The sequence below is a fragment of the Pantoea sp. Acro-807 genome (assembly GCF_011752675.1).
Classification (GTDB): domain Bacteria; phylum Pseudomonadota; class Gammaproteobacteria; order Enterobacterales; family Enterobacteriaceae; genus Pantoea; species Pantoea eucrina.
The window spans coordinates 298,238-310,966 of sequence record NZ_VWXE01000003.1; the positions used below are offsets into that span (position 1 = coordinate 298,238).

Genomic DNA, 12,729 nt, shown 5'->3' on the forward strand with positions numbered 1-12,729 from the left:
AGAATCAACGAGAGGATTCACCATGTCTGTAATTAAGATGACCGATCTGGACCTTGCTGGTAAGCGTGTTCTGATCCGTGCCGATCTGAACGTGCCAGTGAAAGAAGGAAAAGTGACATCTGACGCACGTATCCGAGCTTCCCTGCCAACCATCGAAGCGGCACTGAAACAGGGCGCGAAAGTGATGGTTACCTCTCACCTTGGTCGTCCGACCGAAGGTGAATATAACGAAGAGTTCTCGCTGCTGCCGGTTGTTAACTATCTGAAAGAAAAACTGAACGGTACCCAGGTTACGCTGGCGACAGAGTATCTTGACGGCGTGGAAGTCGGCGCGGGCGAGCTGGTCGTGCTGGAAAACGTGCGCTTCAACAAAGGCGAAAAGAAAGATGACGAGACGCTGGCGAAGAAGTATGCCGCGCTGTGTGACATCTTTGTAATGGATGCGTTTGGTACCGCGCACCGCGCGCAGGCTTCGACTCACGGCGTGGGCAAGTTTGCGCCAGTCGCCTGCGCAGGCCCGCTGCTCTCTGCTGAGCTGGAAGCGCTGGGTAAAGTCATGAGCAACCCGGAGCGTCCGCTGGTTGCCGTAGTCGGCGGTTCAAAAGTATCGACTAAATTTGATGTGCTGCAGTCGCTGGTAAAAATTGCGGATACCGTGATTGTGGGCGGCGGCATCGCCAACACCTTTGTGGCTATCGACAACAAGGTCGGTAAATCACTCTACGAGCCGGATTTCGTTGAAGCGGCCAAAGGCCTGCGTGACCAGTACGGTATTCCGGTGCCGACCGATTCCCGCGTAGGCACGGAATTCTCTGAAACTGCACCTTCTACCGTGAAAAAGGTTTCAGAAGTGCAGGATAACGAAGAGATTATGGACTTCGGTGATGAAACCGCACAGAACATGGCGAAGATCCTGAAAGAGGCCAAAACCATTCTGTGGAACGGCCCGGTAGGCGTCTTTGAGTTCCCTAACTTCCGTAAAGGCACCGAAATTGTGGCCAATGCAATTGCCGACAGCGACGCGTTCTCTGTAGCAGGCGGCGGCGACACTCTGGCGGCTATCGATCTGTTCGGTATCGAAGAGAAGATCTCTTACATCTCAACCGGTGGCGGTGCATTCCTGGAGTTCGTGGAAGGCAAAAAGCTGCCTGCGGTGGCGATGCTGGAAGAGCGCGCTAAGCAGTAATTCTGGGGGCAGCGCTCCGGCGCTGCCTTAAAACTGGCCCCGAGCGGGGCAAATAAATCCCATTCCCTTCGGGAATGAACGGTAACGAAACGGGACACAACCATGTCTAAAATTTTTGATTTCGTAAAACCCGGCGTTGTCACTGGTGATGACGTTCAGAAAGTCTTCAAGGTAGCGAAGGAGCACAAATTCGCTCTGCCTGCAGTTAACTGCGTCGGCACGGACTCCATCAACGCGGTACTGGAAGCTGCTGCCAAAGTTAAAGCGCCGGTCATCGTTCAGTTCTCTAACGGCGGTGCTGCATTTATCGCCGGTAAAGGTTTCAAAACCGACAAACCACAGGGCGCGGCAATTTTCGGCGCTATCGCCGGTGCGCACCATGTGCATCTGATGGCTGAGCAGTATGGTGTGCCGGTTATTCTGCACACTGACCACTGTGCGAAAAAACTGCTGCCGTGGATCGACGGTCTGCTGGATGCCGGTGAAGAGCACTTCAAAAAAACCGGTAAGCCGCTGTTCTCTTCACACATGATCGACCTCTCTGAAGAGTCGCTGGAAGAGAATATCGAAATCTCCAGCAAATATCTGGCGCGCATGGCGAAAATCGATATGACGCTGGAAATCGAACTCGGCTGCACCGGCGGTGAAGAAGATGGCGTGGACAACAGCCATATGGACGCTTCAGCTCTCTACACCCAGCCTGAAGATGTGGATTACGCCTACACCGAGCTGAGCAAAATCAGCCCGCGTTTCACTATCGCCGCCTCTTTCGGCAACGTGCACGGCGTGTACAAGCCAGGCAACGTGAAGCTGACCCCAACCATCCTGCGCGACTCACAGAAATATGTGTGCGAGAAGCATGGTCTGGAACATAACGCGCTGGACTTCGTGTTCCACGGCGGTTCCGGCTCTTCCGCAGCAGAGATTGAAGAGTCAATCAGCTACGGTGTGATCAAAATGAACATCGATACCGATACCCAGTGGGCAACCTGGGACGGTATTCTGCAGTACTACAAATCTAACGAAGCGTACCTGCAGTCGCAGCTGGGCAACCCGAACGGCCCGGATAGCCCGAACAAGAAATACTACGATCCACGCGTCTGGCTGCGTGCAGCACAATCTTCAATGGTTGTGCGCTTAGAGCAGGCGTTCAAAGAGCTGAACGCAGTCGACGTACTGTAAGTCCGCTGCAGTAAAAAGGCCCCATTGGGGCCTTTTTTATGTGCTTTTCACGATGCGGCACCGTACTCTCTTCCCGACAAAACCACACGCCAGCCCGCCATACTTTGCCGCATACGTACCAGCAACCTGCAGGTCTGTGCTGCGCTAATCTGCATCAATTCCGGTACGTTTTTCCCTCAATACAATGTTAAATCAGCTTAATTTTGGCGCTTCATGCTGTTTTTGTTTAACCTTGAAGCCTGGAGTGCCGGAGTCAATCTGGCCGTTTTTGTAATTTCCTGCGGGAAACTCAACAACAGGGCTGACAAATGGAAGATTTAAATGTCGTAAATGGCATTAACAGTGCAGGTGGATGGCTGGTGCGTAACCAGGCGCTGATCCTGAGCTATGCGGTCAATATCGTGGCAGCAATTGCGATTATTATCGTGGGTATGATTATCGCGCGTATTGTTTCAAACGGCGTGAATCGTCTGCTGGTGGCACGCCACATCGATGCGACCGTGGCAGATTTTCTCTCAGCCTTAGTCCGCTATGGCGTTATCGCATTTACTATCATCGCAGCGCTGGGGCGAGTGGGTGTACAGACCGCGTCAGTTATCGCCGTGCTGGGTGCAGCGGGTCTGGCCGTAGGCCTGGCACTGCAGGGCTCGCTCTCTAACCTTGCCGCAGGGGTACTGCTGGTGACTTTCCGTCCATTCCGCACCGGCGAATTTGTTGACCTCGGTGGTGTGATGGGTACCGTTCAGAATGTGCAGATCTTCTCAACCACGCTGAAAAGCGCGGACGGTAAAATGGTGGTGGTGCCGAACGGTAAAATTATCGCCAGCAATATCGTTAACTTCTCCCGTGAGCCGATCCGCCGCAACGAATTTATTATCGGCGTGGCCTATGACGCGGATGTCGATCAGGTAATCGATCTGCTGCGAGAAGTTGTGGAAGCGGATGAGCGCGTGCTGAAAGATATGGGTATTCAGATTGGTTTGAACGAGCTGGCGGCTTCGTCACTGAACTTTGTCGTGCGCTGCTGGAGCAAAAGCGGCGACCTGCAGAACGTTTACTGGGATCTGATGAAAAACTTTAAGCGTACCCTGGATGCGCACGGCATCGGCATCCCTTATCCGCAGATGGATGTGCATCTGCACCAGGTTAAGGGTGAGGCGCAGGAGCAGCCGGTTAACCTGACTAAATAACGTTAGCGTAAGGCACCTGCGGGTGCCTTTCTTATTAACAACGCTAATGACCGATTAAATCTTTCAATTTCCGCTAATACCCTCCGGCCGATATACTGCGTCCATCCTCTTCTCTTTTCAGGTTATTCAACGTGTTATCAATTTATCTGCAGGGGCTGGCGCTGGGCGCTGCACTGATTTTGCCGCTGGGCCCGCAAAACGCCTTTGTTATGAATCAGGGCATCAAGCGCCACTATCATCTGATGACTGCCACGCTCTGTACCCTGAGCGATATTGCGCTGATCTGCGGCGGCATATTTGGCGGCAGCGCGCTGCTGCATCAGTCACCGCTGCTGCTGACGCTGATCACCTGGGCTGGCGTTGCGTTTCTGCTCTGGTATGGCTGGGGAGCGTTACGCAGCGCATGGCGCGGCGGTATTGCGCTGGAGCAGGACAGCGCGCTGAAACAGGGGCGCTGGCGCATCGTCGCCACGATGCTGGCGGTGACCTGGCTCAATCCGCATGTCTATCTGGATACGTTTGTGGTGCTGGGCAGCCTCGGCAGTCAGCTGCCCTCCGCCGATGCCCGCCGCTGGTTCGCGCTGGGCACCGTCAGCGCCTCCGTAATCTGGTTTTATGGTCTGGCGCTGCTGGCGGCCTGGCTGTCGCCCCGGCTGCGCACCGTGCGCGCGCAGCGCATCATCAACCTGCTGGTCGGCAGCGTCATGTGGCTTATCGCTTTCCAGCTGGCGCATCAGGCGCTGACGGATTAAAAAGTAAAACGCGCAGGGGGCATTATTGACGCGACGAGGCTGCTAAGATTGAGTTTTTAGCGCCAGGAGGTGACCGATGTCTTCTCAACCTAACCAGAGCCTGATTGACGGTATCCGCTGCCTGCAGTATCTGGTCTCCAGCGACAGAGCCATTGGCGGGCGTGAGCTGGCGCGTCAGATGGGTATGAACAGCACGCGCGTTAACCGCCTGCTGATGACGATGGCGTCGATCGGCCTCACCGTTCAGGATGAGCAGCGTCGCTATCTGCCAGGACCGGGGGTTCACGCCCTGGCGGCGCAGGCGATTCGGGGTTCCTCGCTGTTTGCGCAGGCGCTGCCGCAGCTGGAGCTCTATGCACCGCACGATATCGTGGTGGCGCTGGGCGTGCTGTGGGAAGATCAGGTCATCTATATCTGGCACTCAGAACCCGGTGAACGCACCCGCACCAGTCAGGCGCTGGCCGGATTTCGCATGCTGCCGGCGTGGCAGTCGGTGATTGGCATGGCGCTGCTGGCCGCAGAGCCCGATGTGCAGCTGCAGCCGCGTTTTGCCGCGGCGCAGTGGACGCAGATGGCGCCTCTGCTGGCGCGCAAGCGCCAGAGCGATCATCTCATCTGGCAGCGTGATGATGGTGAGATTGGTATGGCGCTGCCGATCAATCATAATCGCGCAGCGCTGGCGTTCGCTAAAATCTGGCAGAGGGATGACGAGCATCTGGCGCAGCGGGTGACGCAGCTGAAAAAGCTGGCGCAGAAGATCACCGGCGAGCAGTAATCTCATCGGGGCGGCCAACGATAAACAGATAGCTGCCGATCCCCACCAGCGCCAGGGCGGCGATAAATATCAGCGCCGGAGCAAAATCACTGCCGTCGATCAGCGCGCCAATTGCAATCGGCACCACAATCGCGGAGAGCGCACCGGTAAAGTTAAACATCCCGCCTGCCAGCCCGACCAGATGACGCGGAGCCAGCGTGGTGACAAAAACCCAGGTTATGGTTGCCAGCCCGTTGCCGAAAAAAGCCAGCGACATAAATAGCACGATCAGCGTGGTGTTATCCGTGTAGTTGGCGCCGAGAATAAACAGCGTCATCGTCAGCCCGAGCAGAACCGGCAGCTTGCGCGCTACGCTCGCTGAAACGCCGCGCCGCATCAGATAATCGGAGATAAACCCCGCCAGCAGCACGCCACAAAACGCCGCCAGATAAGGCAGCGAGGCGACATAACCGCTTTTGATGAAATTCATATGCCGGTACCGGACCAGATAGGTCGGAAACCATGTCAGAAAGAACCAGAACGTAGCGGAAATAGAAAACTGGCCCAGACAGATGCCCAGCAGTCTGCGGTTGCACAGCATCTGCTGCACGTCGCTCAGGCGTAGCGATGTGCGCCCGGCGGATGCGCTGTCGGGCAGCGCGCCATTCTCCAGCAGCCAGGCGCGCTCTGCGGCTGATACCCGTTTATGCTCGCCAGGCTCGCGATAGAGCGCAAACCAGACGCCCGCCCACAGAATGCCGGTCAGGCCGGTGATAGCGAACAGCCCGCGCCAGCCAAATGCGGCTTCAATATGAAACAGCAGCGGCGTGACGCAGGCGAGACCAGCAAACTGCGCCGAAGAGTAAATGCCAATGGCGCTGGCGCGCTCATGCAGGGGAAACCAGCCGGAAATAATACGGTTATTCGCCGGCATCACCGGCGCTTCAAGCGCGCCGACGCCAAGCCGCAGTCCGACCAGCGCCGCCACGCTGCTGGCGCAGACGTGCAGCAGGGTGATAAGCGACCAGCCGATCATCGCCACGCCATACACCATACGCGCACCAAGTCGATCAATCAGCCAGCCGCCCGGGATCTGCAGCGCGGCGTAGATCCAGCCGAACGCAGAAAAAATCAGCCCCATCTGCAGCGGCGTGAGCTGTAACTCAGCGCTCAGCGCTGGTGCTGCCACGGCCAGATTAGCGCGATCCATATAGTTGATAATGATGTTCACAAACACCAGCGCCAGCATCAGAAAACGCGTGCGCCCGACGCGCACGTCAGCAGCGGGCGCGCCAGGGCTTGAGGGATCGTGCGCCATGGGCAGGGTTCCTGGAAACAGAGAGTATCCATCAAGCGAAACGCACAATGCTGTTTTTAGCAACCCTGTAGTGATAAGTTTGCAGCCGGCAGCAGGTTAAAACGCAGCGCGAACGAACTTTTCTGTCTGCGTAAACTCAGAGCATCACGCATAGTAAAGCGGTAGCGGTTTCGCCATAGTGGCAGCCGGTAACCCGATTTCCAAGGAGGAGTTTGTGAAACTGAAAGCACTGGCGCTGGTCGCCGCAATGAGCACTGTCGCACTGTCGGGCATGGTACAGGCCGGAGAAGTGCCTGAAGGACCGCACGTGGTCACTTCCGGCCAGGCAAGCGTTGATGCGCGTCCGGATATGGCGACGCTCTCAATTATGGTCAGCGTCGCCTCCAAAGAAGCCGCCGATGCTAAAAAACAGGCTGACGCGCGCGTGGCGCAATATTTTGATTTTCTGCAAAAGAGCGGTATCGAAAAGAAAGATATCGATGCGGCTAATCTGAGCACCCAGCCAGAATATGACTACACCAAAGAGGGTAAGTCGGTACTGAAAGGCTACCGCGCGGTACGCCAGGTGGAAGTGACGCTGCGTCAGCTGGATAAGCTGAACGATCTGCTGGATGGCGCGCTGAAGTCGGGTCTGAACGAAATCCGCACCGTTGAGCTGGGTGTGGCAGACGCAGAAAGCTATAAAGAGCAGGCGCGTAAAGCCGCAATTGCTAACGCGACGCAGCAGGCCAGCGCGCTGGCAGAAGGCTTTAACGCGAAGCTGGGACCGGTCTACAGCGTTCGCTATCACGTAGCCAACTATCAGCCGATGCCGATGGCGCGCATGTATAAAGCTGCCGCCGCGCCGGCGGATACCACCGCGCAGCAGACGTATGAACAGCAGAGTATTCACTTTGACGATCAGGTCGATGTGGTGTTTGAAATCAAACCAAACGCCGCGACGCCCTGATAGCTGACAGCCGCAGCGGCATCTGCCGCTGCGCTATGCTCAGGCTGCGACCTCATCCTGACGCAGTACCCGATGCCCGTGAGCAATCAGCGCGTCGGTGACGCTGCGCATCAAACGACTCTCAGGCGCAAAGCGGTGCCAGTAGAGCATCCGGCGCTGATAGAGCCCCGGCGTCAGATCCACCAGCTCTCCCTGCGCCAGTTCGCGCTCAATCTGCAGATGCGGGATCATACAGCAGACCGATCCCTGCCGCGCCAGCTGCACAAACGCCTCTGACGAGTTAACGATATGGCAGGGTACGCTGCCCGGTGACAGATCAAAATTCTGCTGCAAAAACGCCTGATGCATATCATCCAGATGGTCAAACGCCACCGCCGGCGCTTTCAGCAAAGCAGATCGCGTCACGCCGTTGGGGAAATAGCGGGCGGCAAAATCGGGTGAGGCGCAGAACAGGTAGTCGAGCGCTCCCAGCTGATCGACCAGGCAGCTCGGCAGCGGCTGCGGCTGGATACTCACGGCGCCCACCACTTCACCGCGGCGCAGACGTTCCTGCGTACGCGTTTCATCTTCTACCTGCAGATTCAGCCGCACCGGGGAGTCCGCCAGCACATCTTTCAGCGCCGGCAGCAGCCAGGTAGCAAGGCTGTCGGCGTTGACCGCCAGCGAGAGCAGCAGCGGCGTGGTCCCGCTCTGATCGTCACCCAGCCACTCCTCCTCCAGCAGCTCTACCTGATGCAGCAGCGCCAGCAGCTTCTGCCCCTGCTCAGTCGGGCGGGGCGGAACGGTGCGCACCAGCAGCGGCTGACCAAACAGGTTTTCCAGCTGTTTGATACGCTGCGATACGGCTGACTGGGTAATACAAAGCTTCTGTGCGGCGCGTTCAAAGCCGCGCTCGCGAATCACTGCATCCAGCGCCTGAAGCGTACGGTAATCCGGGCGTTTCATTATTGTTCTCTCTCGTTCAGGGTGGAAAGTACTATGCCACAAAATGGCCGCGCTGTGCGGCGGGTGCATTTTTGCGGACTGGCTTCCAAAGGTAAAAATCGGTGGTGCGTGAGTCGCGCACTTTTACAGCGCGTTGTTTTATACTACGCGCACTTTGATGTCGCACAGGTTTTAAACATACCATGACCCAGGATGAACTGAAAAAAGCGGTAGGGTGGGCGGCGCTGCAGTATGTGCAGCCAGGCACCATTGTTGGCGTAGGCACCGGCTCAACGGCCGCGCATTTTATCGACGCGCTGGCTACCATGAAGCACCAGATTGAGGGGGCGGTCTCCAGCTCTGAAGCCTCCACCCTGAAGCTGAAATCGCTGGGCATACCGGTTTTCGATCTTAACGACGTGGATGATATCGCGGTCTATGTCGATGGTGCCGATGAGATCAACCCGCATATGCAGATGATCAAGGGCGGCGGCGCGGCGCTGACGCGCGAGAAGATTGTGGCGGCGGTCGCACGGAAGTTTATCTGTATCGCGGATGCGTCCAAAGAAGTTGATATCCTTGGCCGTTTCCCGCTTCCGGTTGAGGTGATCCCGATGGCGCGTGCCTATGTCGCGCGCGAGCTGGTTAAGCTTGGTGGCCAGCCGGAGTATCGGCAGCAGGTGGTGACCGATAATGGCAATATCATCCTCGACGTGCACAATCTGCAGATCCTCGATCCTGTCGCGATGGAAAAAAACATCAACGCGCTGGCGGGCGTGGTCACGGTCGGCCTGTTTGCCACGCGCGGCGCTGATGTCGCGCTGATTGGCACGCCGGATGGCGTCAAAACCATTCTCAAATGATCTCTCCGGCGCGCCTGACGCGCCGTTTTTCCCCCGGCTAATTCTGCTTTTCTTTATCAGCCTGAATTTGGTGACTTATGTCACAAACAGAGCATGGAGAGCCGATTCCTGCTCTCTGCTCCCGGCATCCTGCGATTTTGTATGGATTTGTGCTGCCTGAAAGCCGGGGCGTGCTGCCGTGGTCGCAATCGTTTGTATTGCCGCATTGCCAGAATTTGTTATTTTGGCAGAAGGTAATCTTATGGCACTCCACGTTGAATTCTGAATAGGGTCGGGAAATGGCAAAGGTATCACTGGATAAAGACAAAATTAAATTTCTGCTGGTGGAGGGCGTGCATCAGAGCGCGCTGGAGAATCTGCGCGCGGCAGGCTATACCAACATTGAGTTTCACAAAGGGGCGCTGGATGCGGAGTCGCTGAAAGCCTCTGTCCGTGATGCGCACTTTATCGGTATCCGCTCCCGCACCCAGCTCACGGAAGAGATTTTCGCCGCAGCGGAAAAACTGGTCGCGGTCGGCTGCTTCTGTATCGGCACCAATCAGGTCGATCTCAACGCCGCCGCCCGGCGCGGTATTCCGGTCTTTAACGCGCCTTTCTCCAACACCCGCTCCGTGGCTGAACTGGTGATTGGCGAGATGCTGCTGATGCTGCGCGGCATTCCGGAAGCGAACGCCAAAGCGCATCGCGGTATCTGGAACAAAGTGGCAACCGGCTCCTATGAAGCGCGCGGCAAAAAGCTGGGTATCATTGGTTATGGTCATATCGGTATGCAGCTCGGCGTGCTGGCTGAAGGCCTGGGGATGCACGTTTTCTTTTACGATATTGAAAACAAGCTGCCGCTGGGGAACGCCACGCAGGTACGTCACCTGTCGGATCTGCTTAATATGAGTGATGTGGTCAGCCTGCATGTGCCGGAGACCGCCTCAACCCAGAACATGATTGGCGCGGAAGAGCTGGCGCTGATGAAGCCGGGCGCGCTGCTGATCAACGCCGCACGCGGCACCGTTATCGATATTCCGGCGCTGTGCCATGCGCTCTCCAGCAAACATCTGGCGGGTGCGGCTATTGACGTCTTCCCGACCGAACCGGCAACCAACAGCGATCCGTTTAATTCACCGCTGTGCGAGTTTGATAACGTTATTCTGACGCCGCACATTGGCGGTTCAACGCAGGAAGCGCAGGAGAATATCGGCCTGGAAGTCTCGGGTAAGCTGGCAAAATACTCCGACAACGGCTCGACGCTCTCTGCGGTTAATTTTCCGGAGGTATCACTGCCGATGCACGGTGCCAGCGCCAGCCGTCTGCTGCACATTCACGAAAACCGTCCGGGCATTCTTACCGCCATCAACCAGATTTTCGCTGAGCAGAATATCAATATCGCGGCGCAGTTCCTGCAGACCTCGCCACAGCTTGGTTACGTGGTGATTGATATCGATGCGGAAAAAGATGTGGCGGATAAAGCGCTGCAGCTCATGCGCGCTATTCCGGGCACTATGCGCGCGCGCCTGCTTTACTGATTAGTGACGGGCATATGCCCGTCAGAACGAAGCATCCCACTGCCACAGCTTTGCCGGCGTCAGCACGGCGGGTAGCGGGATGTCCCATGCGGCTGCCGGCAGCGCCTCAACGCGCTGGCAGTCGTGGGCAATGCCAATCGGCAGACAGCCGTGGCGCTGCCAGTTCTGCAGCGTGCGATCGTAAAAGCCGCCGCCCATCCCCAGCCGTTGTCCACTTTCATCAAACGCCACCAGCGGAACCAGCATGACATCCAGTCGATCCAGCGTCGTCATCTGCGTAATATCCAGTGGCGGCTCCGGAATGCGCAGCTTATTCATGACCAGCTGCGTCTCAGGGGTATAACGCAAAAACAGCAGGTTGCCTGGCGCAAACGGATGCAGTACCGGCAGATAAACCGCTTTTTTTTGCTGCCAGAGACGGGCAATCAGCGGGCGGGTATTGATTTCACCGTCGGTAGAGAGAAACAGCGCAATGCTTTGTGCCGCTGAGACAGGTGCCAGGTTAATCGCGTGCTCAGCCAGCTGTTCGGCCGCTTCACTCTGCTGTTCAGGCGTCAGATGCCGGCGCAGGTGGCGGATATGCTGACGCAGCAGCTGGCGTTCAGAATAATCGATAGCGGACACAGGATCCCCCTAAAGAGTGGGTTAGCTTGCGCTGACTATAACATGCAAAAGAAGGGGAAGGGGACTGGCTTCAGGTAGCAGCCGCAGTCTCGGCTGACGCTACTACCTGAAATGATGCCGGATAAAACAGAAAAGAGATCTCCGAGATGCCGCCGCAGGCTGTAACCCTTGAACCCTTGGTTCAAGGTGAGTATGCCGTCGCAACCATCAGGCTTCTCGGACGAACCGAGCATGCTCACAGGCTACAGAGCGTCACACTCTGTTGGTATGAAATATCGGCTCAGGGGACTGGCCCGCTTGCAAACATCTCAGAGAAACAGGACTTCATCGTTGCTCTGGCATGAGAACCATGAAGTATTATTCGAATTTAGGGCCCTGGCGGTCGGTAATGCGACCCTGCTCAACTAAAGCCTGTTCAATCGTCTGCTGCAGCATGCGGATACGTTGTTCCATGTTTGCTGCGTAGTCTCGCGTTTTACCTTTCTCTTGCGCCAGCTCGTGGCAGATATTTAACGCGGCGATGAACACCAGTTGCTCTGTATTTGTGACTCTAGTGCGAACTTTTAAATCTTGCAACCGTTGATTGAGGTCCTCTGCGGCAAGATTTAGTGCATCCTGCTGTTCAGGCGGACAATTTACTCTCAAAGAACGACCAAAAATTTGTATATCTACCGGTTGTGCAGACATGCCACCATCCTGACTGATTACTTCGTTCGCTCCACCCGGCTCGCCACTGGCCCGGAAGGTGCGCAACTATATAGACGCGGGTAAGAAGATACAACCCCTTTTCTGGAAACCCTGAGGCACCTGGTGGTAGCATATCACGAACTTATTCTGCCAACGACGACCAAAGCTTATGTCTTTACAGAACGCAACACCCACTTACAACGCGCTGGCCGCAGCCCTCTCTCAGCAGGGTGTGGGCATGACGCCTGCCGAAATGCATGGACTGCTGTGTGGCATCCTGTGTGGCGGTAATCAGGACGCCAGCTGGAAGACGCTGGTGCACGATCTGGCTAATGAAGGCATGGCCTTCTCGCAGAGCCTGGCGCAGCCGCTGCAGGCGCTGCATGACAGCCTGACTACGACCCTGGAAGAGGATGGCTTTCTGTTTCAGCTGATGCTGCCGGATGAAGATGATATTACCGTGTTTGACCGGGCTGATGCGCTGGCGGGCTGGGTTAATCACTTCCTGCTTGGCCTGGGCGTTACGCAGCCTAAACTGGATAAAGTCACCGGTGAAACCGGCGAGGCGATTGACGATCTGCGTACCATTGCTCAGCTTGGCTATGAAGAAGATGAAGATCAGGAAGAGCTGGAGCAGTCGCTGGAAGAGGTGATTGAGTATGTGCGCGTCGCGGCGCTGCTGTGTCACGACACCTTCACACGCCCGCATACGCCAACCGCACCGGAAGTGCAGAAACCTACGCTACACTAAGCGCGTCATTGCGGGCAGCGCTGCTGCCCGTT

13 protein-coding genes and 1 other RNA gene are annotated in these 12,729 nt (G+C 56.6%); 9 read left to right on the forward strand and 5 right to left on the reverse strand.

The window, feature by feature from the left end; all coding sequences use genetic code 11:
- Window positions 1–22: 22 nt before the first annotated feature.
- From pgk to F3J39_RS10125, 5 genes are all read left to right on the forward strand, one after another.
- Window positions 23–1,186 carry a phosphoglycerate kinase gene (gene pgk, locus F3J39_RS10105; RefSeq protein WP_166714139.1) on the forward strand — a complete coding sequence of 388 codons (1,164 nt, stop codon included), beginning with the start codon at window positions 23–25 and terminating at the stop codon, window positions 1,184–1,186.
- Between the two features lie 102 nt (window positions 1,187–1,288).
- Window positions 1,289–2,368: a class II fructose-bisphosphate aldolase gene (gene fbaA / locus F3J39_RS10110; protein ID WP_039380055.1), complete on the forward strand. Its 1,080-nt coding sequence runs from the start codon at window positions 1,289–1,291 to the stop codon at window positions 2,366–2,368.
- 308 nt (window positions 2,369–2,676) lie between these two features.
- A complete protein-coding gene (gene mscS / locus F3J39_RS10115) occupies window positions 2,677–3,558 on the forward strand; it encodes a small-conductance mechanosensitive channel MscS (RefSeq protein WP_039380053.1) in 882 nt (293 codons plus the stop codon).
- Between the two features lie 131 nt (window positions 3,559–3,689).
- Window positions 3,690–4,310, forward strand: coding sequence for an arginine exporter ArgO (gene argO / locus F3J39_RS10120; RefSeq protein WP_166714140.1), 621 nt, complete (start codon window positions 3,690–3,692; stop codon window positions 4,308–4,310).
- 76 nt (window positions 4,311–4,386) lie between these two features.
- Window positions 4,387–5,085 (forward strand): IclR family transcriptional regulator, encoded by a 699-nt coding sequence (locus F3J39_RS10125; protein WP_166714141.1) that lies wholly within the window; start codon window positions 4,387–4,389, stop codon window positions 5,083–5,085.
- Here F3J39_RS10125 and F3J39_RS10130 read toward each other — a convergent pair.
- A complete protein-coding gene (locus F3J39_RS10130; protein ID WP_104085464.1) occupies window positions 5,069–6,382 on the reverse strand; it encodes an MFS transporter in 1,314 nt (437 codons plus the stop codon). The genes F3J39_RS10125 and F3J39_RS10130 overlap by 17 nt on opposite strands.
- Window positions 6,383–6,596: 214 nt before the next feature.
- Between F3J39_RS10130 and F3J39_RS10135 the strand changes: the two genes are divergently transcribed.
- Window positions 6,597–7,331: an oxidative stress defense protein gene (locus tag F3J39_RS10135; protein ID WP_104085465.1), complete on the forward strand. Its 735-nt coding sequence runs from the start codon at window positions 6,597–6,599 to the stop codon at window positions 7,329–7,331.
- Window positions 7,332–7,370: 39 nt separating this feature from the next.
- Here F3J39_RS10135 and F3J39_RS10140 read toward each other — a convergent pair whose 3' ends face one another.
- Window positions 7,371–8,276: a LysR family transcriptional regulator ArgP gene (locus F3J39_RS10140; RefSeq protein WP_094111519.1), complete on the reverse strand. Its 906-nt coding sequence runs from the start codon at window positions 8,274–8,276 to the stop codon at window positions 7,371–7,373.
- A gap of 182 nt (window positions 8,277–8,458) precedes the next feature.
- Here F3J39_RS10140 and rpiA point away from each other — a divergent pair, with 182 nt between their 5' ends.
- Window positions 8,459–9,118: a ribose-5-phosphate isomerase RpiA gene (rpiA, locus tag F3J39_RS10145; protein WP_039380041.1), complete on the forward strand. Its 660-nt coding sequence runs from the start codon at window positions 8,459–8,461 to the stop codon at window positions 9,116–9,118.
- 278 nt (window positions 9,119–9,396) lie between these two features.
- Entirely contained in the window at window positions 9,397–10,635 is a 1,239-nt protein-coding gene (gene serA, locus F3J39_RS10150) for a phosphoglycerate dehydrogenase (RefSeq protein WP_039380039.1), read from the forward strand.
- Between the two features lie 21 nt (window positions 10,636–10,656).
- Here the strand turns inward: serA and F3J39_RS10155 are convergent, their stop codons facing one another.
- The 3 genes from F3J39_RS10155 to zapA all read right to left on the reverse strand — a co-directional run bounded on the left by F3J39_RS10155 (window position 10,657) and on the right by zapA (window position 11,946).
- Window positions 10,657–11,259 (reverse strand): 5-formyltetrahydrofolate cyclo-ligase, encoded by a 603-nt coding sequence (locus F3J39_RS10155; RefSeq protein WP_104085466.1) that lies wholly within the window; start codon window positions 11,257–11,259, stop codon window positions 10,657–10,659.
- A gap of 134 nt (window positions 11,260–11,393) precedes the next feature.
- A non-coding RNA gene (ssrS, locus tag F3J39_RS10160) (6S RNA) lies at window positions 11,394–11,577 on the reverse strand.
- Window positions 11,578–11,616: 39 nt separating this feature from the next.
- A complete protein-coding gene (gene zapA / locus F3J39_RS10165; RefSeq protein WP_034823204.1) occupies window positions 11,617–11,946 on the reverse strand; it encodes a cell division protein ZapA in 330 nt (109 codons plus the stop codon).
- Between the two features lie 169 nt (window positions 11,947–12,115).
- On the opposite strand from zapA, the gene F3J39_RS10170 reads away from it, so the two are divergent.
- Window positions 12,116–12,697 (forward strand): YecA family protein, encoded by a 582-nt coding sequence (locus F3J39_RS10170; RefSeq protein WP_039380033.1) that lies wholly within the window; start codon window positions 12,116–12,118, stop codon window positions 12,695–12,697.
- Window positions 12,698–12,729 lie beyond the last annotated feature (32 nt).